Source organism: Arthrobacter psychrochitiniphilus (assembly GCF_003185915.1).
In the GTDB taxonomy this organism is placed as follows: domain Bacteria; phylum Actinomycetota; class Actinomycetes; order Actinomycetales; family Micrococcaceae; genus Specibacter; species Specibacter psychrochitiniphilus.
On sequence record NZ_QHLZ01000012.1, the window covers coordinates 44,006 to 64,988 of the forward strand.

A 20,983-nucleotide genomic window follows, 5' to 3' on the forward strand; every position below is an offset into this window, starting at 1 on the left:
ACTTGCCCGGGTGTGCCGGCCTTTGCCGTGCTCATGCTGTAACTGCGTTGTGCGCTAGATCAGGAGTTGTGCTCCGGGAATGGCGCTGAGCAGGTCCTGCGTGTACTGCTGCTGCGGATTGTTGAAGACCTCATCAGTGGTGGCCTGCTCAACGAGCCGCCCGTGCTGCATGACGGAGACGTCGTCGGCGATCTGGCGGACCACGGCGAGGTCGTGCGTGATGAACAGGTATGTCAGGCCCAGCTCCTCCTGCAGCTCGTTGAGCAAGTTCAGCACCTGCGCCTGAACCAACACATCTAGCGCTGAGACGGCCTCATCACAGATGATGACGTCCGGGTTTAACGCCAGAGCCCGCGCAATCGCTATGCGCTGGCGTTGACCGCCGGAGAGCTCATTGGGGAAGCGCTGCATGGTGGAGGAGGGCATGGATACTTGATCCAGTAACTCGCGCACCTTCTTCTCCCGCGACTTGGCGTTCCCAATTTTGTGGATCTTCAACGGCTCCTCAATAGTGCGGTAGATGTTGAACATCGGATCCAGAGAACCGTACGGGTCCTGAAAGATGGGCTGCACCCGGCGGCGGAAGTCAAAGAGCGCCTTCCCTTTCAGCGTGTTCACCTCCACCCCGTCGAACAGGATGCTTCCCTCAGTGGGCGCCAACAGGCTCAGCGCCATCTGCGCCACCGTAGACTTGCCCGAGCCAGACTCGCCCACAATCGCCATAGTGGTGCCGCGCTTGACGCTGAAGGAAACGTTATCCACGGCCTTGAAGTCCGTAGATTTACCCAGCGAGCCGCGGAGCTTGAAGACCTTGGTTAGATTCTTGATTTCCAAGATGGTCTCCCCCCGGCCCGCAGGTTTCTTGTGGCTGCTGAGCTCGCCTTCGTGAGCTACCGCTTCCATCTTCCTGACATCGGCGGGTTCGCGCACTTCCACGGTGGTTGCTGCCGCAGCTGCGGCCAGCGCCTCCCGCGCCTTCCCAGACTGCAGCCGTTTGGATGCCAGTGAGGGCGCCGAGTTCACCAAGCGCTGCGTGTACGGGTGACGCGGGTTGCGCAGGATCTCCAGTGCGGGCCCCGATTCCACCACCTGGCCTTTGTACATCACCACGAGCTTCTCGGCACGTTCCGCCGCCAAACCGAGATCATGGGTGATCAGCAGCACGGCGGTGTTCAACTCTGTAGTCATGCGGTCAAGATGGTCCAGGATCTGGCCCTGCACCGTCACATCCAACGCCGAAGTGGGTTCATCGGCAATGAGCAGGCGTGGACGGCAGGCCAAGCCAATGGCAATCAATGCGCGCTGGCGCATACCTCCGGAGAACTCATGGGGGTACTGCTTGGCGCGGACCGCCGCATCGGGAAGTCCGGCTTCGGCGAGTACCTCCGCCACGCGTTCCTTGGAATTGGAGCCAGCCAAACCGTTGGCCTTGAGCGTCTCCTTGACTTGGAACCCAATTTTCCAGACCGGGTTCAAGTTGGACATTGGGTCCTGAGGAACCATGCCGATCGAGTTGCCTCGCAGTTCAATGATCCGCTTCTCGCTGGCGTGGGTAATATCCTCACCATCAAAGATGATCTGGCCTCCACTTACCCGCCCGTTGGAAGGGAGCAGACCAATAGCAGCCAGGGCCGTGGTGGATTTGCCCGAACCGGACTCCCCCACGATTGCCACTGTTTCTCCGGGCATGACCGTCAGATGAGCATTGCGCACAGCATGGACTTCCCCACCCTGCGTGTCAAAGGTGATGGCTAGGTCCCTGATTTCCAGCAGCGGGACATCATCAATGCCCGGCGCTGCTGGACGGGGGGACTTGTTCATGTTGGAACCGGACAAGCCGATCACCTCTTCCTAGCTTTGGGATCCAGGGCGTCGCGCAAGGCGTCACCAAGCATGATGAAACTCAGCACGGTCACGGACAGTGCCGCGGCGGGCCAGAGCAGCACCGCAGGGTTGTTGCGCACTTGCGGCTGGGCATCTGAAATATCGTTGCCCCACGACATGACACCAGGGGGAAGTCCCAGACCTAGGAAGGACAAGGTCGCCTCAGCAACAATGAAGGTGCCTAGGGAGATGCTGGCCACCACAATGATGGGGGCCAAGGAGTTGGGCAGTACATGCTTCACCAGCGCACCGAAGGGCGAAAGCCCCAAGGCCTTGGACGCCGTGACATAATCCGAGCTTCGGTTTTCAATCACTGCTCCGCGCGTGATCCGTGCAATTTGGGGCCAGCCGAAGGTCACTAGTGCTATCACAACCGTCCACACGCTCTTGTTGTCCCGGAAGAGGGGCAACTGGTTGATGATGATGGCACCGAGGATCAAGGGCAAGGCAAAGAAGACATCCGTCAGTCGAGCCAGGATGTTATCTAGCCAGCCGCCGTAGTAGCCAGCGAGGGCACCCATGATCCCACCAATGATCAGCACGCCGATGGTGGTGAAGATACCCACCGTCAGTGATGCCCGGGTGCCGTGGATCATGCGGGCATAAACGTCGCACCCCTGAAGGGTGAAGCCCAGCGGGTGCCCGGGGCGCGGGCCTTCTGCCGAATCGTTCAGTGTGCAGCTCGTGGGGCTCACGCTTGCGAACCACTGAGGGAAGATGGCCACCACAACAACCAGCACAATCAGCAGCGCAGAGATGATGAACAGCGGTTGCTTGCGCAAGTTGCGCCAGGCCTCCGCCCACAAGCTGAGGGGGGCACCGCCTTCCTCTACCTTGTCCACTGCGGCCAGCGGTGTTTCCTCCAGCGGTGCAACGTAATGCTCGATCACGCGTGTGGAGGTTTTGCCCAGACGCAGGGACTTCGAGCCCAGATTACTCGGTTCGTTCTTATTGCTCAGGTTCTCAGACATAGCGAATCCTCGGGTCTAGCACGGCGTACAAAAGGTCCACAACGAGGTTGGCTACCACAAACACAACTACCAGGATGCTTACTACGGCAACCACCGTGGCACTTTCACCCGTCAGGATTGCCTTGTAGAGCAGGTTGCCAATGCCCGGGACGTTAAAAATGCCCTCCGTAACAATGGCGCCGCCCATGAGGGCACCGAGGTCAGCACCTAGGAAGGTGATAACGGGGATGAGGGAGTTACGCAGAATGTGGACCACCACCACGCGCCGGCGGCTCAGGCCCTTGGCGGTGGCTGTACGGACATAGTCAGCGTTCATATTCTCGCTGATGGATGCCCTGGTCAGCCTAATCACGTACGCCAAGGATACGAGCCCCAGAACCACGGCAGGCAGAATCAGTTCATTCCAAGGCGCCGATCCGCTGACCGTGGGCTTAGCCCAGCCGAGCTGTACACCCACCACGAGCTGAAGCACGAAGCCCAGGACGAAGGTGGGGATGGCGATGACCACGAGGGATGCCACCAAAACAGTGCTGTCAAACAGCTTGCCCTTGCGCAGGCCCGCGATAACGCCAAAGAGTACGCCGAACACGGTTTCGAAGGCCAGCGCCATGATGGCGAGCCGCGCGGTGACGGGGTAGGCGCGGGCAATGACAGCAGAAACTTCCTGGCCGGAGAAGGTCTGGCCAAGATTGAGCGTCACAAGGTTTTTAAGATAGAGCCCATACTGCACCCAGAAGGGCTGGTCGAGGTTGTACTGCGCACGCAGGGCTGCCTCCACCGCTGGGGCCATAGGCTTGCCGCCGGACAGGGCTGCGATGGGGTCACCAGGTGTAGCAAAAACAAGAAAATAAACCAGGAGGGTTGCCCCGAAGAACACGGGGATCAACTGCAAGAAGCGGCGGAGCGTAAACATCAACATGGGTGTTTCACCCCAGTCTGCGGTCGGAAGAACAATTCAGTCATCAAATTACCTGTTCACTAGCTGTCTGTGTGCGAACACCGCCCGTGGGTTGTAGTTCGCGAGCAGTCGCAATGTATGAGTGTGGCAGGGCATGGTTTAGGGAACGAAAAAAAGGGAACCCGGGTCAAGGCCGGGTCCCCCTTTTTTTCATGCCATAACTATGTCCATGCTTGGGTGTCGCCGTTGTTACTTAGCGGTGACTTCGTAGTACAGCGGAACACCATTCCAACCGAAGGGCACGGTGTTGACGTTCTCGCTCCACACGCCCTGGACAGCCTGGTACCACAGGGGGACAACCGGCAGGTCCTTGAGCAGGATTTCTTGGGATTCGTTGAACAGCTTGTTGCCGGCTTCAACGCTTGTCGCAGAAAGTCCTTCCTTCAACTTGGCGTCAAAAGCAGGATTGCTGTAGTTGCCATCGTTTGAGCCTGCACCGGTACCGTACAGCGGCCCGAGGAAGTTGTACAGCGACGGGTAGTCAGCCTGCCAGCCGGCTCGTGAGGCACCGGTGAGCTTCTTGGAGTTGACCAGCGCGCGCATTTCCTTGAACGTGGCGATCGGGTTCAACTCTGCCTTGATTCCCAGGTTGGTGGAAATCTGGTTGGCCATGGCCGTGATGTATTCCTTATTGCCGGCACCATCGATGTTGGAAGAGATGGTGAAGACCTTGCCTGCGGGCCAGGGACTGATAGCGTCAGCCTTTTCCCACATGGCCTTGGCCTTAGCGGCATCAAACTTCAGGACATCAGCACCGGGGAGGCTGGCGTTGTAGCCATCCAAGACCGGTGAGGTGAAGTCCGCAGCAACCTTCTTGTTGCCATAGAAAATCTTGTCAATGATCTGCTGGCGGTCAATGGCCATGGAGATGGCCTGGCGGCGCATCTGGCCGGCCTCGCCCTGGAATTCCGGCAGGTATGACGGGATGGTCATCGTGGCATTACCAGCGTAAGGCTGGTTGACATTGCGTCCGTCGAAGTCAGTCTTGAAGTTCTGCAGGCCGCTCGGCGGCACCTGGTCCAAAATATCCAGGTTGTTGGACTGAACCTCGGTATAGGCGGAGTCCATGTTGTTGAAGATCTTGAATGTCACGCCTCCGTTCTTGGCCTTGCGTGGTCCATTGTACTTCTCGTTGGGAACCAACGTGATGGAAATTTCGTGCTTCCAGCCGTCCGCTGCCAGCTTGTACGGGCCGTTGCCAACGGGGTTCTCACCGAATGACTTGGTGTTGTCATAGGCCGTAGCGGGTAGCGGGTAGAAGGCTGTATAGCCAAGGCGAAGCTGGAAATCCGATTCCGGCTGTGCCAGCTCCACCGTGAAAGTTGTATCATCTACAACCTTCAGGCCTTCCATCTTGTCCTCTGTGGATCCTTCAGCGGAGACCTTGTCGTAGCCCTTGATGGACTCGAAGAAGTAGCTGTTCAGCTGCGCGTTCTTGGCTGCGGCACCGAAGTTCCAGGCATCCACAAAGCTTGCTGCAGTGATGGCACTGCCATCACTGAACGTCTCACCGGACTTGAGCTTGATGGTGTAGTTCTGGGAATCCTTGGTCTCAATGGACTCCGCAAGTTCATTGACAATTGCACCATCGGCGTCGTAGCTAACCAGTCCGGAGAAGATCAGGTCCATGACACGGCCACCACCTACTTCGTTGGTGTTGGCTGGCAACAGTCCGTTGCCAGGCTCGGTGGTGTTCGCTGTGATCACCTTAGTGGTGTCACCACCGGCGTTGCTGCCGTCTGTGCTGTCATTGCTGCTACCGCCACCGCAGGCGCTTAGTGAGAGGGCCAGTACAGCCGCAACTCCCAGCGCTTTGTACGTCCTTGTGAAACGCATTCCGCCTCCTTATTTGAGATTTACTCGAGCCAAAACCCGGTTGTACCGGATACGGAATTCATCATTGAACCCGACAGTGTCTTAACTCATACTCATAGAGGCTATCGTCATTGGTTACTGGCAAGTACCACTAAACGCTTTCGACGCGGATCGTAATAGAGATGAGACCTTGACCACAGCCATGGTAAATGGCCCGAGGACATAGTCTCAGGGCAGAAAAAGGGCCTGCCTACCCCGCTTTTGCAGGATGGGCAGGCCCTTTGGCCAAGCTGTTAGGCCTTGGCGCGGGCGCGGAAAGCCTTGGCACGGTCGCCAGCGTTCAGGATCAGCTTGCGGATACGGATGGACTCCGGGGTGACCTCAACGCACTCATCTTCGCGGGCGAATTCCAGGGACTCTTCCAGCGTAAGGTTGCGCGGCGGGGTCATGTTCTCGAAGGTGTCCGAGGAAGCTGCACGCATGTTGGTGAGCTGCTTTTCCTTGGTGATGTTCACATCCATGTCATCGGAGCGTGAGTTCTCGCCAACGATCATGCCCTCGTATACCTCGGAGGTGGGCTGCACGAAGAAGTTCATGCGTTCCTGGAGCTTGATCATCGCAAACGGGGTGACAACACCAGTGCGGTCAGCAACGATCGAGCCGTTGGTGCGGTACTCGATGGGGCCGGCCCACGCCTCGTAGCCTTCGGAAATGGAGGCAGCAATACCGGCACCGCGGGTGTCGGTCATGAAGCGTGTGCGGAAACCGATCAAGCCGCGGGCCGGAACGATGAATTCCATGCGGCACCAGCCGGTGCCGTGGTTGGCCATGTTGACCATGCGGCCCTTGCGGGCTGCCAGCAGCTGGGTGACGCCGCCCAAGTATTCCTCGGGTACGTCAATGGTCATGTGTTCCATCGGCTCGTGAGTCTTGCCGTCAACCTGCTTGGTCACAACCTGCGGCTTGCCAACAGTCAGCTCGAAACCTTCGCGGCGCATCTGCTCCACGAGGATGGACAGAGCCAATTCGCCACGTCCCTGTACTTCCCAAGCGTCAGGACGCTCGGTGGGCAGAACCTTCAGGGAAACGTTACCGATGAGCTCGCGATCAAGGCGGTCCTTGACCTGGCGTGCTGTGACCTTGGCGCCCTTGACGCGGCCGGCCAGCGGGGAGGTGTTGATACCAATGGTCATGGAGATGGCCGGCGGGTCAACCGTGATCAGCGGCAGCGGCTGCGGGTTGTCAATGTCGGTCAGGGTCTCACCAATGGTGATGTCTTCAATACCGGCTACAGCAACGATTTCGCCGGGGCCAGCCGATTCGGTAGGAACACGGGTCAGTGCCTGGGTGGCCAGCAGTTCGGTGATCTTGACGGGCTTGATGGTGCCGTCGGCACGGGCCCAGGCAACGGTCTGGCCCTTGTGCAGGGTGCCGTTGAAGATGCGCAGCAGAGCCAAACGGCCCAGGAAGGGGGAAGCGTCAAGGTTGGTGACGTGCGCCTGCAGGACACCCTCGGGGTTGTACTTGGGAGCGGGGATGTGCTCGATGATGGTCTTGAACAGGGGCTCAAGGTCCTCGCTGTCCGGAGCGGAACCGTTTTCGGGCTGTGTCAAGGAGGCACGGCCCAGCTTGCCGGATGCGTAGACAACCGGAACGTTCAAGACGGCGTCCAGATCCAAGTCCGGAACTTCGTCCGCCATGTCAGAAGCCAGGCCCAGGAGCAGGTCCATGGACTCTGCAACAACCTCGTCGATGCGAGCATCGGGGCGGTCGGTCTTGTTCACGAGCAAGATCACGGGGAGCTTGGCCGCAAGTGCCTTACGCAGCACAAAGCGGGTCTGCGGCAGCGGGCCCTCGGAGGAATCCACGAGCAGAACCACGCCGTCAACCATGGACAGACCGCGCTCAACTTCGCCACCGAAGTCGGCGTGGCCGGGGGTGTCAATGACGTTGATGGTCATGATTTCACCGTTGGCTGACGGGCCATTGTAGGCAACCGTGGTGTTCTTGGCCAAGATGGTGATGCCCTTTTCGCGCTCCAGGTCCCCGGAGTCCATGACGCGCTCAGCAACGTTGCCGTGTTCGGCAAATGAGTGCGTTTGCTTGAGCATGGCGTCCACCAGGGTGGTCTTGCCATGGTCAACGTGCGCCACGATGGCGACGTTGCGCAGGTCATTGCGCGAGGCGGTGTTGAGAGAAAGATCGCTCATGGATGAAGACTCGTTTCAGTTGGGCCCGGCTGCAGGCCCGGAAGGGCTAAAGCAGAAAGTCACATTGATGGTTGGCCGTGAAGAATCGGCAGATAACACTATTCTAGTCGCACTGACAAATACGGCCTAGTCACTTTATCCCATGATTGGCAAATTTTTCACCACAACTGCCATCAAAGCCACCTTGAAAACACCTACAATGGCGGATTTCCGCCGCAAAAGCACGACAGCGTTAGCTAAGTTTCGTGACGAAACTCACCTCTCGCCGTCGTGCTTGGGTACGGTCAGCTGTGGTGCTTGGCCACCTGCGCGGTACTGGAAGTCCACCTAGCTAAAGTTCCCCGGGCAAGTCAGGGACCGGGGGCCGGCCATCAGCTCTGGTTCAGGGCTTTGACCGCGGCCTCGCCAGGTGTTGTGCTCCCATTTAGAACAGTAAGGGTGGCTTGGCCACCTTGTGTCAGCGGCGGTCCTGCCAGTTCAGCAGTTCCGTCAGCATTGACCTTGACCTTTGCCACTAGCGCCTCCTGGCCCTGGCGGTGACGACGCACAGCTATTAAGCCGCCACCCTTGCCTTTGGCATCGGCGGCAGCACTGGTGATGGTTTGCGCCACGAATGCCAAGGGGTTAAGCCCGGTCCGCAACGGCACACACAAGTACTGACTCAAGGGGCGTGAAAACAGTGCCGCCAAACCGTGCGGAGAATCCACTACATAAATTGGCAGGTCTGAGCTGGCCCCGTATTGAGTGATCTCAAACCACTGCTCGGCTGTGGAAAGAATAACGGAGAGGACCAGGGCGCCGCCCACTAAGTTGATGCCGTTCTGCTCTGACGCTGCCATCTCACGCACGTCCAGCGTAGTCAGGCCGGCACGTACCAGATCACTGTCCTGAGGCAGATCAGCCAAATCTAGGACCCTGCGGCTCAGGCTAGCGCCCTCCCCCGGGTTGAAGGAGAGCAAGGCCAGAACTTCGTGGCTAGTGATCCGCAGAGCACTTTCCGGGATAGCTTCAGTAGTCAAAACTTTTAGGGTCCTTTAATAGTGCACAATATGCGGTGCCGATCTGGCGGCTATTTGACGTAGACCCAGTGGGCAATGCTCTCCCACGGACCAATGGCCAGAGGAGAGTGGGTCACACCGGAGACGTGTTTCCCAGTCGCGCTGAGGGTACTGCGCTGAAATAGCGGAAGCCCGTATCCGGCGTCCATGACCAATTTATCAATTTGCATCTTGAGCGCGTTCTGCTTGGCCCCATCAGGATTGACGGCCAATTGCTCGGTCAGCTGATCCACCACGGTGTTGGAAAAGTTGTTGAAGTTTGAAGGGGCAGCTGTACGGAAAATTTGGGGCACCTGGTCGGAACCCGTGGGGTTGCTGGTCCAGCCATACAGCGCCACATCAAAGGCACCCGCCCGCAGGGCTGCCATCCATTCTTTCGAGCTCTTTCCGGCATCCATCACAGTAAAACCGGCCTTGGCGGCAGAGGCTGCCACTAATTGATACTCGGCAAGGCGTTCCGGGTCATCGCGGTTGTAGAGGACGCGAACCGTGGGCTTGGCGCCGTCGAGAAGTTCTTTGGCGGCTATGAATCCGTCAGGATCCACACCGTCCGGGGCAAAAAGCTTGCTGCCATTGCTCCCGGAGGATTCCTTGTACGGCACCTCCACGGGACGGAACACGAAGGAATTGAGCACCTCGGCCTGGGGGTCCAGGGGTGCAGCTACTTGGTCAATAATGTCTTGGCGCGGCACTGTGTGCAGGAATGCCTGGCGGATTTCCAGCGGAGCAAAGACACCCTCAAAGTTCAGCACCATCTGATCGAATCCGAGTCCTTGTCCCTGCTGGATCTTGACACCGGAAGATGTGAGTGCCTCAAGTGCGCTACTTCGCTCGGCGGTCATGGGCGGGGATATGACATCTGCTGTCCCTGCAGCAAGGGCAGCCACCTGTTTGTCAGGATCGGACTCGTATTGCACGGTGAGGGTGTCCAGGTTCGGAGCGTCACCCCAGGTGTAATCGGCGTTCCTGGTCAGGATAAGTTCCTTATCCTTGGTGATGCCCTTGACCAGAAACGGGCCGTTGGAGAGGGCCAGAGACGGGTTGGGCATGCTGCGGGTATCAAAACCCGTATTCCAAAAGTCAGCCACCTTGCGTAGCGTGGGGTTCGGTGGAATCTGCTTGGTGGGGTCCCCCTGCTGCACGCTCTCCAGCACGCTGGACAGGGCAGGAGCATCAGCCAGTCCGGCCCGGACGGCCACAATGTGCGCTGGAATGGACACCGTGGAACCCAATGCCGTCTCCCAATCGGAAAACGCTGTGGTGTAGGTCAGAGTCAGCGATTTCCTGTCATCACTAATGACAGGGCGCTCGGTTTGCGCCAGTCCTGAATGATCGCCGGCTGAATGGAAGTATGCGGTCCCTGAGGTGACGGAGAAGTTCCCGTCCAGGACGGCGTCGTTGTACCAGCCTGAGAGCGCAGCCCACTGGAGCATCAAATCATCGGCGGTGACAGGTTCCCCGTCTGACCACTGCACACCGTCATTGATGGTGTATTTGATGGTCAGGGGCTTGTCCTTGACCTTTTCATACTTGCCGAATTTCTCATTTTTGACGATCAACAGATCACTATCCACGGTGTTGAAGCCCGAATGCGTAGCTGCCTCAATCCGCGTGTTCGTTGCAGACCCGCCAGTGACACTCGATGAGTTAAAAGAGGAGAAAGGAGTGCTCTCAAGAACCGTGACATTGCCACCCACTGTGACCGTAGGCGAGGCGCTGGATTCGTTGGGCACAGGCTCTGTACCAGTGCAGGCACTCAGGGTAAGAGCTAGGGCTGCGGCAGCAGTCAATACTTTAAAAATGCGTCCGAGCCGCATTCCACCTCCAGGTTTTCGCTTCAATATGGTCTCCGGGAGCACATCAGCCTCTAGCCGGTCCCGGGAATAATCCTGATTGCTAGAGTACCGCAGCGTTATGAACGTCAGTCGTACCCTGGCCCGAGACACCGCAGCTCAGCTAACAAAGGTAATCACGGTTTCTCGCAGCGGCCTGACCCCGGAGGGAACCCTAGCCATCCAGGGCGACACCAGTAATACCGTGTTCGTAACGGAGGCCAGTTCCGGCTCCGACGCCGTTGTGGTCACCGTGGGCGGCACGAAAGGTGAGGCGCAACCTCACACAGCGGTCACCCAAGCAGTCATTGCGGCCAAGCACGCTGCGGGACTGTACCGCTTAGTTGTGCACTCTCATCGGCGCTGAACTGGGCCTTGGCCCGGCCCACGGGTCTGAGTAAGAAGCTGCACCAGGGGCAGGGAGGGCGCTGGAGGTCTCCAGCGCTGAGCGTTTGGCCGGAACCGTTACCCGAGCAGATCTAGCCGGATGCCTGCTAGGGATCCTCGGGGATGACTCCACCATTGGTAAAACTCTGGGCATCAGCGCCTGATCAGCAACGCCATTGCTGCAGGACCTCCATTTTTGATGGCCAGTGCATCGCCCCGATCGCCCGTGCGAAGAGACTGCAGTTGCTCAGGACGTACCAGGAGGAGCCATCAGGGTAGGTTTCTTTACAAAATACTTTGATACGGCCTCGGCGCAGTAGCGGGTCCTTTTGCTACGTTGCGTCTTTTCTGAGAAGGGGAATAAAGGCCACCACAAATCCGGCGGCGAGGGATCCCAAACCACCCATAGCTATGTCACCGATGGTGTCATCGTAAGCAATAAAGATTTGATCGCTAATGAATGCTCGGCCAAACCACTCCACCATTTCCCAGAGAGCACTCAGCGCTAGCCCCATCATGGCGGTCAACACTATTCCAGAACCCTTAGTGAAGGTGGTCCCGCGCGGATCAGGAACAACTTTCCCACGAGCCAGCAAAAGGTACAGGCCAGCGGCGATCACCCCATTGCCAGCTAGATGAACCACCAGATCCCACCAGCCGATGCTGGTGTATAGATCAAAAATATTGCTCCATGCGGCGATCAGTAGCGTGGCCACAAAAACCATGTCCATCCCGGCACGCATGCCTAAGAAGCGCGGGGCCACGAAACCGGGCAAGGCGAAGGCAATAATTCCAGCGTCGCTCGGCTCGAAAAATATCGCGGTCACCACCACACTCAACACAGCAACGAACCGCAGAGCCTCGGCCACGAAATCCATAGCACCATGGGGACGGCGCAGAAAATTCTCAATCATGGTTGGTCGCCACTCTGATCAAATTCCACCACGGCATGAACGGGCAGGTGATCCGATCCCCATCCGCCGTGGTGCCGGTTGGCGTTGATGCCCGCTCGTTCCACGCGAACTCCGGTGGAAACCAAAATCCAGTCAAGACGTGGACCGTTGCGACGCGGTTCCCGGTAGGAGCTGAAAGTTCCCCACTTCTCACTAACCCTCGTCTGCGCGGCGTCCCATGTGTCAACCAGTATGCCGTCCGAGAGTAGCTCAAGTAGCGGCGGCGATCCCGTAGCGGCATTGAAGTCCCCGGTCACTACCGTGGGAAAGCTGCTGGCTGCAGCCAACTGCTTGATGGCACGGGCGGAGCTCAGACGTGAGCGTCCCGAAAGATGATCTAGGTGTGTGTTGATGGCCTGAAAATGGTTTCCAGTGGCGCGGTCCAGAAAGATCCCAGTGACCACAATGCGGGGAATAAGGTTTCCCCATGACCTGGAACCGGCGTGTGTGGGCTGATCAGAGAGTGCCCGTTGTTCCCATTCCAGAAGTTTAAGCCGTTTGGAGTCAAAAATCAGCGGGCACCTTTCCCCTGCGCCATGGGGTCCCCGGCCGTGTCCCACCGCCTTGTATGTAGCTCCCAGAGACTCTTGAACAAACGCGACCTGGTGAGGCAGCGCTTCCTGTATGCCAATAAGTAGGGGGGCTTCTTGGTTAAGAAGCGCGCGGATTCGCGGTGCCCTCTGCTGCCAACGGTCGGCTGAGCGTGTGAGTATGCCGGGGACGTGGCGGCGAACATTCCAGCCCATGATGTGAAGTGCCTGCACAGGCACCTCACCAATCAAGGCCATTGCTTCCGAGGGCGCCGTCCCACGATAATCTCCGCCAACGCTTCTCCCACTCATTGGAACGCACCAGCGTTACTCCCGGCTCTGCGACTCCTCGCTGAAGCCAGCCTGCGCCATCGTCGTGGGGGAAAATCATGCGGCCAATGAATCAGGACCGTGCGGAACCCCCGGTGCGTCCGCCTTAAGAACTCACGCGCGCTTTTGAAGGGGCGCATTGACATACCCATGGCAGCGGAGCGCAAATATCTCACTCTATGGTGCTCACCCAAATGGAAGGAAAGGTCGAAATCATCGTGGAGCTCACAATCGCGCCGATGTGCCGAACTACTCACAGATTCCCAAGCTTCCCGTCGCATGGCCAGATTTGAGCCAAAGAGCGGCCGGTGTCCCAAAGCTGGCATAGCAGCTAACCAGTAGACCGTGAGGTAAAGGACGGCCAGCGGGGTGCGCAAAAATGCTGGGCCATCGATAAAGCGTGCCGTTCCGGTCAACGCGGAAGTCTGAGGGCTGTCAGCGAACGCCGTCACAACATCTTCAATCCAAGACGTCGGTGGCACACAATCAGCGTCTAAGCGGAGAATGAGATCACCGCTGGCAAAATCGTAACCACGGGAGCTCGCTGCCGGGATACCCGGCTCAGAGCAGCTAATGAGTGTTGCGCCAGCCAGACGGGCAGTCAGCGCTGAGTCATCAATTGAACCGTTGTCCACCACAATGATCTCGTTGGCTTTTATGGACTGCGAGTGCAGAGCAGCAAGACACCGCGCCAACAGAAGGCTGTCATCCTTGACAGGTATCACCACAGAAACGCGGGGCCGTGGTTCTTGACGTGGTGGGCCAAAAACCACATCTTGGGCCTTGGCTTCTGGCTGTGACTCTATGTTCATCTACTCAAGGCTACTGTCTTTGGAGTGTGGGCGCTGCCAGCGTCAGAGGCGTGGCGTCCTGTTCCAGCGCTGGTGGATAAGCCCGCTGCGGGTACCGATGGATTCAACCGTGAACTTATTTTCTAGGTAGGCTACGTAATCCCTGAGGCAGGCACCGAAGCCGAGCCTTACATCATGTACGCCAGAAGCATCGTGGGCCAGCGTCACCTCATATCCGGAAGCAAATCCGTCCGAAGAAACAAACAAGCCATGTACCAGTGCTTGGGTCATAGCGGCACGCTGAACCAGGCCAATAAGTTGCTGACATGAGGCTTTTGGTCTGGGTTGCTCCACGCAGGGTGGCTAGGCTGGTTCCATGGCGACAGTTATTCTTGTGCGGCACGGCCGCACCACAGCAAATGCCACTGGACTGCTCGCAGGCCGGGCAGCGGGCGTTGATCTGGACCAGATTGGGCGCGACCAAGCGGCCCAGACTGCAGAGCGGCTCGCGGCGGTGCCCCTTGTCGGGGTGGTTTCGAGCCCTCTTGAGCGTTGTCAGCAGACCGCACAGTTCATCCTTGATCGCCAACCTGGCACACCCGGTTTGCTGGTAGATCCGGCTCTCATCGAGTGCGATTACGGCCAATGGCAGGGCCGCACACTCAGTGATCTAGCAACCGAGTCTCTGTGGCCCATGGTGCAGTCGCAACCGTCCGCCGTCGTATTTCCTGGTGGTGAGTCAATGGCCGCGATGCAGGCTAGGTCTGTTGCAGCAATTCGACGCCACGATGCAGCCTTCGAAGCCGAACACGGGCAAGAAGCCGTGTGGGTTGCGGTCAGCCATGGTGACATTATCAAGTCCATCCTTGCCGATGCCTTCGGCATGCATCTTGACCTATTCCAGCGCATTAACATTGGTCCGGCCTCGCTATCGATCGTGCACTACGGGACTAGCAGACCGAGCGTCTACGCAACCAACACCACCGCAGGCGATCTCTCGTGGCTTTCCAAAGACACCCTCGCGGGTGATGCGCCGGTGGGCGGCGGCGCGGGGCACAAAGCGCCATGAACCAAAAGTGCCTAGAATACAGATATGCCTACACATATCCACGAATTTGACTGGCCAGACCGGGCCGTAGTTGGCACCATTGGCGTTCCGGGAGCGCGAACCTTCTATCTGCAGGTGCGCGCCGGGAAGCAAATTGTGAGTATTTCCCTCGAGAAGCAGCAGGCCGCTCAGCTAGGGCAGAAGATCGACGAAATTCTCGACCAGCTCATCACCATGGAGGGCAACCCCTTCAGCGTTCCCACGAGTACTCCGATTGAACTTGTTGACAATGACCAGCTCGAGGACGTCCCGGAGCAATTCCGTACCGGGGCCATGAGCTTGGGGTGGGACCCCACCACGGCCCAGGTTGTTATTGAGGCCCACCCCATCACCGCTGACGATGGTGATGAGAGCGAGGAATGGCTTGAAGAAGCCGGCGATAACGACTCAGAAATGCTATTGGTACGAATGCCGGTTGGCACCGCCCGCGCCTTCGCCCTGCGGACACGCGAAATTGTGGGCGCTGGGCGCCCAGCATGCCCACTCTGCGGTTACCCTATAGACGCTGACGGGCACGTCTGCACCCTTCCCGAGGTCTGATGGCAGCACCGAACCTGGCCACCTCTGAACTAATCCTCACTGGCCGCATCACGACGGCGTCAAACGCCACATTCCTGGGCAGCATTGGTGATGTGGTGGTTGTTTATAAGCCGATAGCAGGCGAAAATCCGCTATGGGATTTTCCCGAAGGTGCCCTGGCACACCGGGAGGTGGCCGCGTACCTGGTCTCGCAGGTCTTCGGCGGGGACATTGTGCCGCACACGTGGCTGCGCGATGGACCGCTGGGCGAAGGCATGGTCCAACTCTGGCAGGAGCAAGATCCCAAGCAAGACGCCGTGAACCTGCTCCCAGTGGACCGTGTGCCGGCAACTGGTTGGAAGCAAGTCCTCGAGGGACGGGATGAAAGCGGATCCATGGTGGCGTTAGTTCATGAAGACTCCCCCAAGCTGCGACGAATGGCGGTTCTGGACATCATCATCAACAACGCAGACCGCAAAGGCAACCACATCCTGGCAATGCCGGACGGCCGCCGGCACGGTGTGGACCACGGCCTCACTTTTCACCGTGACCACAAGCTGCGTACGGTTCTGTGGGGCTGGCTGGGAGAGGATCTAAGTGCGCAGGAGCTCGACGGCGTAGATCGTGTCAGCGAAGGACTCCACGGTGAGCTGGGCCGAAACTTGACGGACTTGCTCACTGCTGAGGAGATCACATCCCTCGCTGCGCGGTGTGCCCGGTTACGTTTGACAGGGCGGTTTCCGGCTCCCAGCGGTGAGATGTCAGCGGTGCCTTGGCCCCTTTTCTGAGGAAATTGCCTTCTTAGGGTCATCGCTGTAGCCGGGCGTGATGATCATTGCCTCGTGTGTCACTGTGGCCCCCAGGACCTTGCCACTGTGATCCAGAAACACAACATCAACATCGCCCAACCCTGTCCACTGCTCTTTGCTTGTAGCGTCAGGAAAGAAGCACCCCAGATCATCGAGGGCAAAAATGATGTCCCGGCTGTAGGCATACCGGCGTTTTACCGCGGCCCGGCGCGGCCGAGCATAACCGTTGCCTGGGCCAACACCAACCGTTCTGCTCGATTCAAGGTTCGCTAGCGCCCCGATCAGCGGATGATCTTCGTCCCCATTGTTGAAGACAAATTCAATATGCGCGGTCTCCCGGCGCAACGACTGCATCCAGGCAGACTGGGCAGCGCGCGACATCGTTTCTCCGACCACAGGGGGCGCCACGTTTTCCATATCCTTACACTCTCCTTGAGCGAGACACATGTACACCGCCCCATGTTACGGCGAAGCGCGAACTTCCGTGATCTACTTTCAGATGGTTGGGTTACCCACCCCCGCAGTGCAGAGCAGAGCAGTGCAGTGCACTAGCCCCACGGCACAGGATGCTGGATTACAGAGTCCTCTATAGGCAGCGGATCCACTGCGCACTCAACTACCTCAGCATGAAAAGCCCACCGAGCCTTCAAGTTCGCCAGGATCAGACCGATACCAGCAACCTTGCATTAGCCGTGACCCATAAATGTGTGCAGTTCCTAAACTATTTTCTTGCGCCTGAGTGCGTGGGCTTGGTTTTCTGCCGCTAAATTTCGTAGAAAGATTGCCGATGATGCTGCGGCAAGACAGAAGCCCCATACCTTTGCGGTGATGGGGCTTCTTGCATTTTGAAAGCTGCCTAGGAACATGGAAAGAGAGCCAGGGGTGAAACAAACACGGGTCTAAAATACGGAATCTTGGGCTCCCATCCGTGTCAAAATTGGGCTCCAAAGCGCGAGAACTCAACGAACTAGACGTTGAAGCCGAACTCCACCGAGTTCTGGCAGCGAGCAACCGCGGGGCTTACGCCTTGAGCACGTACTGCAGGGTCTGCACGACCTGCTCGGTGGTCTTGCACCAGGCCTGAGCACCGGCGTCGACCTCCTTGAGGGGGTGGATGATATCTTCATCGTGCAAAGTAACGTATGGCTTGCCCAGTGCGGCGCAGTAGCCGGCATCGAAGGCAGCGTTCCACTGTTTGTACTTGTCCCCGAAGCGGACCACCACCAAATCACTCTGTTCAATCAGGGTGCGTGTGCGGATGGCGTTGACCTTGGAGGACTGGTGATCACGCCAGAACTGGCTGGGCGTCTCGCCGAGATGGTCGCCTGCGGCGTCGCTTGCGGGATGGTCGGTCACCGGCGCGGTAAATTCCACGTCCAGCCCGGCGGCCTGTGCACCGCTCTGGATCTGGTCACGCCAGTCGGTGTGAATCTCACCGGAAAGATAAACAGTAAAACTCATGCTTGGATACTCCTTCATAAATACTGGACAGATCTGAGAGTGGTCCTCTTGTTAACCATCTACTAGATCAGCGGAAAGATCCAACGGCAGCGCCAGGGTGGAACCCGCCGGGTGCTCTGGCGCTACAGTACGGGTTAGCAACGTTACTGGTCAGACGCTGAAGCAGAACTCAGCAGCCGTGTCATCAACGAAAACCAGATCATTGACTTCAGCCAAGACAAAGCTCTCCGTATGACCCGTGCGTGCCACCGGCGTGCTTGAATCCTTGATGCCATGGTCTGGGCTGAGCGGGGCACAGGCGAACAAGCGGCCAGGGCAGCACCTCATCGAGCCCGTGATTCCCGCGTCAACTCGCGGGTTTCCAGTGCAGGATCATAAACCCTGTGCATTTCTCCATGATCCAGAGGTTATGACTCCATCGCCACGGACAGTGGCCCCCGCACACCCCAGATCGCCCTGACAGTAAAATAGACTGCTCAACCTGACGAGCCTGAACTCGACTAGCTGTCTCAACGCTAGCCACACATGTAGCAAATTGCTACACTAGATGCATGAGTAATACGATGCCAATGAGGGTGGATGGCGCCCTGTTCGACGCGGCAAAGGCCCTAGGTGCTGTTGCGAGCCGCAGCGCTGCACAGCAGTTCAACCACTGGGCACGGATCGGGCGCGAGCTTGAAGCTAGTCCAAGCACGAGCCTGCGCGACATTGAGCACGTTCTCGCCGGAGAAAAACCATACGATGACCTCGGTGAGCGGGACCAAGCAATAGTCCGGGCGAACTGGGATGAGCAAGTGACCGAACGTCTGGCCAGCTTGGATTTTGCTGCTGAATTCTCCCAGGCGGGGCGTTCTTGGACAGAGGTGGACGAGCATGGCGCCGTCGTCGTGCACGGTGGCAACGAGCACGCCAACAACCGCTCTCGTTCCACTGGCTCTGCCCCCAACGACCCGGACGCCTGACAGGTGCCGATCCTCCACCTCATCGCCGGGCCGAACGGTTCCGGCAAATCCACCTATGTCGAGCGAATCCTGCAACCGGTGACCCATCTGCCGTTAGTGAACGCGGACCTGATCGCGGCTAAACGCTGGCCGGGTGCCGAGATGCAGCATGCCTATGAGGCCTCACGCGCCGCAGCCGACGAGCGAACACAGTTGTTGGCGGCCAGGCGGTCATTCATAAGTGAGACGGTGTTCAGCCACCCGAGCAAACTCGATCTGATTCAGGAGGCCCACAGCAGCGGGTACCTCGTCCAACTTTACGTAATGCTCCTCCCCGTCGATGCGAGCGTAAATCGCGTTGCCGAACGCGTTCGGTGCGGTGGCCACAACGTGCCCGAGCAGAAGATCCGCGATCGTCACGCGCGGCTGTGGGAGCTGATCGCGACTGCGCGCTTAGTCGCAGACCGCACTGAGTTCTTAGAGAACAGCACAGCAAAGAACCCCTTCCGACGCGTCGCCGAATACGAACGCGGACGGCTTGTAGGCGAGCCAACTTGGCCAAACTGGACACCCGACGCGCTTACCGCCTAACGTGTCTCCCGACGGCGGGATGAGCGTCCTCTGTGGGGTCTCGGATTGGAAACAGCCATCACAGACTCGGTGGCGGCGTGTCCTGGGATGATGACCGGCGAACTGACCAACTTCCGTTCACGCCCAGTCACCGAAGTGCTCCGTCGAACCTAATCTAACTACGAGGTTGCAGGCCTGCTTTGCGACGACCATGCGCTCGGGATAGGCGTCTGACTAACCAGCGCGTGATCCGCCGGACGCCAGCTTCAAGTCCTCTGCCCGTAACGCAGCGCCATAGCGCTACCACCCTTGATTGTTCCCTCCATGGAGTAACTGACCAACCACGACCAAGGCCAAGGCCAAGGCCATACTGACCGTACGCCCCTGGGCCAACTGATCGTAGCGAGTATAGGGAGCGTCCAACACGCGCTACAGCCCGTAAGCGATATACCCGTAGTAGATCGAGTGCCAGCTCATAACAGCGGCGGGGGCCGACGGCGCCGAGGCTGCACAGAACTAACGAATGGAAGGGCTGCGGAAAGCAGAATTGCTACTGTAGCGAATACAGGCTTGAAGGCGGGCGCAGCGTCAGCAGGATGCACCATTTCGAGCTCACACGGCCCAGAGTAGACAATGATGTGCCACCAGTCCCGGCCCACACCCGCGGAAGAAGACGCCCGGGTTGCAAAGGCAACCCGGGCGTTTCACGAAGCAGTCCAAACACGACTAGACGTTGAAGCGGAACTCCACCACGTCGCCGTCGTGCATGACGTATTCCTTGCCTTCAATGCGGACCTTGCCCTTGGCCTTGGCCTCGTGCATGGAACCGGCCTCGATCAGGTCATCGAAATGGACCACCTCGGCCTTGATGAAGCCGCGCTGGAAGTCAGTGTGAATGACGCCGGCAGCCATGGGCGCGGTGTCGCCCTGGTGAATGGTCCAGGCCCGTGTTTCCTTGGGGCCGGCAGTCAGGTAGGTCTGCAGACCGAGAGTGTGGAAACCGACGCGGGCCAGCTGGTCCAGACCGGACTCTTCCTGGCCGCTCATCTCCAACATTTCCCGGGCTTCTTCTTCGTCAAGTTCAACAAGATCGGATTCGAGCTTGGCGTCAAGGAAGATGGCCTCCGCCGGGGCCACCAAGGCGCTCAATTCTGCTTGGCGCTCCGGATTGCCCAGCACTGCATCGTCCACGTTGAACACGTAGATGAATGGCTTCGCGGTGAGCAAGCTCAGTTCAGACAAGTGCTCCATCTCCAACTTGTCACTCTTGATGGAGGAAAAGATGGTGTCACCGCGTTCAAGAACAGTCTGCGCCGCCAATATAGCTTTCAGCTCGGCTGGGTCGCGCTGCTTGAGCTTAACGGCCTTTTCCAAGCGCGGAATGGCCTTTTCAACGGTCTGCATGTCAGCCAAGATCAGCTCGGTGTTGATGGTCTCCATGTCGGAGCGGGGATCAACCTTGCCGTCCACATGGATAACATCAGGATCATCGAAGACCCGGATGACTTGGGCGATGGCCTCGGCTTCGCGGATGGTAGCCAGGAACTTGTTGCCGAGGCCTTCACCTTCCGAGGCGCCCTTGACGATGCCTGCAATGTCCACGAAGGACACCACTGCGGGCAGCAGGCGCTGTGATCCGAAGATCTCTGCAAGCTTTGCCAAACGGGGATCGGGCAGGCTGACAACACCAATATTGGGCTCGATCGTGGCGAACGGGTAGTTCGCTGCGAGCACATTGTTGCGTGTCAGTGCGTTGAAAAGGGTTGATTTGCCGACGTTGGGCAGTCCGACGATGCCAATAGTAAGAGCCACGGTATGTGATTCTACCGTTTGCCCGCACTTTAAGCTTATTCACC

At 58.4% G+C, this 20,983-nt stretch carries 20 protein-coding genes; 6 read left to right on the plus strand and 14 right to left on the minus strand.

The genetic code is table 11. From position 1 onward, the window contains the following. Window positions 1-54: 54 nt before the first annotated feature. The 7 genes from CVS29_RS15520 to CVS29_RS15550 all read right to left on the minus strand — a co-directional run bounded on the left by CVS29_RS15520 (window position 55) and on the right by CVS29_RS15550 (window position 10,713). On the minus strand, window positions 55-1,821 hold the full coding sequence (locus CVS29_RS15520; RefSeq protein WP_110107289.1) for a dipeptide ABC transporter ATP-binding protein: 1,767 nt from the start codon (window positions 1,819-1,821) through the stop codon (window positions 55-57). 20 nt (window positions 1,822-1,841) lie between these two features. Next, complete coding sequence (locus CVS29_RS15525) at window positions 1,842-2,855, minus strand: ABC transporter permease (RefSeq protein WP_110107232.1); 1,014 nt, start codon at window positions 2,853-2,855, stop codon at window positions 1,842-1,844. Beyond that, window positions 2,848-3,774: an ABC transporter permease gene (locus tag CVS29_RS15530; protein WP_110107233.1), complete on the minus strand. Its 927-nt coding sequence runs from the start codon at window positions 3,772-3,774 to the stop codon at window positions 2,848-2,850. Before CVS29_RS15530 ends, CVS29_RS15525 begins: the two co-directional genes overlap by 8 nt. Window positions 3,775-4,002: 228 nt before the next feature. Then, complete coding sequence (locus tag CVS29_RS15535) at window positions 4,003-5,649, minus strand: peptide ABC transporter substrate-binding protein (protein WP_110107234.1); 1,647 nt, start codon at window positions 5,647-5,649, stop codon at window positions 4,003-4,005. A 272-nt stretch (window positions 5,650-5,921) separates the two neighbouring features. Beyond that, entirely contained in the window at window positions 5,922-7,838 is a 1,917-nt protein-coding gene (typA, locus tag CVS29_RS15540; RefSeq protein ID WP_110107235.1) for a translational GTPase TypA, read from the minus strand. A gap of 371 nt (window positions 7,839-8,209) precedes the next feature. Next, window positions 8,210-8,857 carry a hypothetical protein gene (locus CVS29_RS15545; protein WP_110107236.1) on the minus strand — a complete coding sequence of 216 codons (648 nt, stop codon included), beginning with the start codon at window positions 8,855-8,857 and terminating at the stop codon, window positions 8,210-8,212. Window positions 8,858-8,907: 50 nt separating this feature from the next. Beyond that, the gene (locus CVS29_RS15550; protein ID WP_110107237.1) at window positions 8,908-10,713 is read right to left on the minus strand and encodes an ABC transporter family substrate-binding protein; all 1,806 of its coding nucleotides are present in this window, start codon (window positions 10,711-10,713) and stop codon (window positions 8,908-8,910) included. A 97-nt stretch (window positions 10,714-10,810) separates the two neighbouring features. Here CVS29_RS15550 and CVS29_RS15555 point away from each other — a divergent pair, with 97 nt between their 5' ends. Continuing rightward, window positions 10,811-11,095 carry an NAD(P)H-binding protein gene (locus tag CVS29_RS15555; protein WP_110107238.1) on the plus strand — a complete coding sequence of 95 codons (285 nt, stop codon included), beginning with the start codon at window positions 10,811-10,813 and terminating at the stop codon, window positions 11,093-11,095. 352 nt (window positions 11,096-11,447) lie between these two features. Here CVS29_RS15555 and CVS29_RS15560 read toward each other — a convergent pair whose 3' ends face one another. Genes CVS29_RS15560 through CVS29_RS18255 form a run of 4 tightly spaced genes read right to left on the minus strand, consistent with a single transcriptional unit; the run spans window position 11,448 to window position 14,010 of the window. Next, window positions 11,448-12,029, minus strand: coding sequence for a DUF2238 domain-containing protein (locus CVS29_RS15560; RefSeq protein ID WP_110107239.1), 582 nt, complete (start codon window positions 12,027-12,029; stop codon window positions 11,448-11,450). Continuing rightward, window positions 12,026-12,910, minus strand: a complete 885-nt coding sequence (locus CVS29_RS15565) for an endonuclease/exonuclease/phosphatase family protein (RefSeq protein WP_245932278.1) — start codon at window positions 12,908-12,910, stop codon at window positions 12,026-12,028. Before CVS29_RS15565 ends, CVS29_RS15560 begins: the two co-directional genes overlap by 4 nt. Beyond that, window positions 12,907-13,740, minus strand: coding sequence for a glycosyltransferase family 2 protein (locus tag CVS29_RS15570; protein ID WP_110107241.1), 834 nt, complete (start codon window positions 13,738-13,740; stop codon window positions 12,907-12,909). The genes CVS29_RS15565 and CVS29_RS15570 overlap by 4 nt, the downstream gene beginning before the upstream one ends. A gap of 42 nt (window positions 13,741-13,782) precedes the next feature. Further along, entirely contained in the window at window positions 13,783-14,010 is a 228-nt protein-coding gene (locus CVS29_RS18255; RefSeq protein WP_146213077.1) for a hypothetical protein, read from the minus strand. A gap of 85 nt (window positions 14,011-14,095) precedes the next feature. Between CVS29_RS18255 and CVS29_RS15575 the strand changes: the two genes are divergently transcribed. From CVS29_RS15575 to CVS29_RS15585, 3 genes are read left to right on the plus strand one after another with little or no spacing between them, the layout of a single operon-like run. Then, window positions 14,096-14,788, plus strand: a complete 693-nt coding sequence (locus CVS29_RS15575; RefSeq protein WP_110107242.1) for a histidine phosphatase family protein — start codon at window positions 14,096-14,098, stop codon at window positions 14,786-14,788. Between the two features lie 24 nt (window positions 14,789-14,812). Further along, the gene (locus tag CVS29_RS15580; protein ID WP_110107243.1) at window positions 14,813-15,367 is read left to right on the plus strand and encodes a DUF3090 domain-containing protein; all 555 of its coding nucleotides are present in this window, start codon (window positions 14,813-14,815) and stop codon (window positions 15,365-15,367) included. Beyond that, window positions 15,367-16,134, plus strand: a complete 768-nt coding sequence (locus tag CVS29_RS15585) for an SCO1664 family protein (RefSeq protein ID WP_110107244.1) — start codon at window positions 15,367-15,369, stop codon at window positions 16,132-16,134. The genes CVS29_RS15580 and CVS29_RS15585 overlap by 1 nt, the downstream gene beginning before the upstream one ends. Here the strand turns inward: CVS29_RS15585 and CVS29_RS15590 are convergent. Together CVS29_RS15590 and CVS29_RS15595 are read right to left on the minus strand one after the other, a co-directional pair. Next, entirely contained in the window at window positions 16,108-16,572 is a 465-nt protein-coding gene (locus CVS29_RS15590; protein ID WP_110107245.1) for a hypothetical protein, read from the minus strand. The genes CVS29_RS15585 and CVS29_RS15590 overlap by 27 nt on opposite strands. Before the next feature lie 603 nt (window positions 16,573-17,175). After that, a complete protein-coding gene (locus CVS29_RS15595) occupies window positions 17,176-17,616 on the minus strand; it encodes a YtoQ family protein (protein WP_110107246.1) in 441 nt (146 codons plus the stop codon). Between the two features lie 551 nt (window positions 17,617-18,167). Between CVS29_RS15595 and CVS29_RS15600 the strand changes: the two genes are divergently transcribed. Then, the gene (locus CVS29_RS15600) at window positions 18,168-18,578 is read left to right on the plus strand and encodes a TA system antitoxin ParD family protein (protein WP_110107247.1); all 411 of its coding nucleotides are present in this window, start codon (window positions 18,168-18,170) and stop codon (window positions 18,576-18,578) included. A gap of 3 nt (window positions 18,579-18,581) precedes the next feature. After that, entirely contained in the window at window positions 18,582-19,148 is a 567-nt protein-coding gene (locus CVS29_RS15605) for an ATPase (protein WP_110107248.1), read from the plus strand. A gap of 705 nt (window positions 19,149-19,853) precedes the next feature. Here the strand turns inward: CVS29_RS15605 and ychF are convergent. Next, entirely contained in the window at window positions 19,854-20,939 is a 1,086-nt protein-coding gene (gene ychF / locus CVS29_RS15610) for a redox-regulated ATPase YchF (protein ID WP_110107249.1), read from the minus strand. Window positions 20,940-20,983: the final 44 nt, after the last annotated feature.

Excerpts from the sequence above, each read along its gene's own strand:
- typA (WP_110107235.1), bottom strand. The coding sequence starts at position 7,838 with ATGAGCGATCTTTCTCTCAACACCGCCTCGCGCAATGACCTGCGCAAC.
- CVS29_RS15585 (WP_110107244.1), top strand. The coding sequence starts at position 15,367 with ATGGCAGCACCGAACCTGGCCACCTCTGAACTAATCCTCACTGGCCGC.
- CVS29_RS15525 (WP_110107232.1), bottom strand. The coding sequence starts at position 2,855 with ATGTCTGAGAACCTGAGCAATAAGAACGAACCGAGTAATCTGGGCTCG.
- CVS29_RS15565 (WP_245932278.1), bottom strand. The coding sequence starts at position 12,910 with ATGAGTGGGAGAAGCGTTGGCGGAGATTATCGTGGGACGGCGCCCTCG.
- CVS29_RS15560 (WP_110107239.1), bottom strand. The coding sequence starts at position 12,029 with ATGATTGAGAATTTTCTGCGCCGTCCCCATGGTGCTATGGATTTCGTG.
- CVS29_RS15595 (WP_110107246.1), bottom strand. The coding sequence starts at position 17,616 with ATGAGTTTTACTGTTTATCTTTCCGGTGAGATTCACACCGACTGGCGT.
- CVS29_RS15530 (WP_110107233.1), bottom strand. The coding sequence starts at position 3,774 with ATGTTGATGTTTACGCTCCGCCGCTTCTTGCAGTTGATCCCCGTGTTC.
- CVS29_RS15555 (WP_110107238.1), top strand. The coding sequence starts at position 10,811 with ATGAACGTCAGTCGTACCCTGGCCCGAGACACCGCAGCTCAGCTAACA.
- CVS29_RS15580 (WP_110107243.1), top strand. The coding sequence starts at position 14,813 with ATGCCTACACATATCCACGAATTTGACTGGCCAGACCGGGCCGTAGTT.
- CVS29_RS15535 (WP_110107234.1), bottom strand. The coding sequence starts at position 5,649 with ATGCGTTTCACAAGGACGTACAAAGCGCTGGGAGTTGCGGCTGTACTG.
- CVS29_RS15590 (WP_110107245.1), bottom strand. The coding sequence starts at position 16,572 with ATGGAAAACGTGGCGCCCCCTGTGGTCGGAGAAACGATGTCGCGCGCT.
- CVS29_RS18255 (WP_146213077.1), bottom strand. The coding sequence starts at position 14,010 with ATGACCCAAGCACTGGTACATGGCTTGTTTGTTTCTTCGGACGGATTT.
- CVS29_RS15570 (WP_110107241.1), bottom strand. The coding sequence starts at position 13,740 with ATGAACATAGAGTCACAGCCAGAAGCCAAGGCCCAAGATGTGGTTTTT.
- CVS29_RS15575 (WP_110107242.1), top strand. The coding sequence starts at position 14,096 with ATGGCGACAGTTATTCTTGTGCGGCACGGCCGCACCACAGCAAATGCC.
- CVS29_RS15600 (WP_110107247.1), top strand. The coding sequence starts at position 18,168 with ATGAGTAATACGATGCCAATGAGGGTGGATGGCGCCCTGTTCGACGCG.
- CVS29_RS15520 (WP_110107289.1), bottom strand. The coding sequence starts at position 1,821 with ATGAACAAGTCCCCCCGTCCAGCAGCGCCGGGCATTGATGATGTCCCG.
- CVS29_RS15550 (WP_110107237.1), bottom strand. The coding sequence starts at position 10,713 with ATGCGGCTCGGACGCATTTTTAAAGTATTGACTGCTGCCGCAGCCCTA.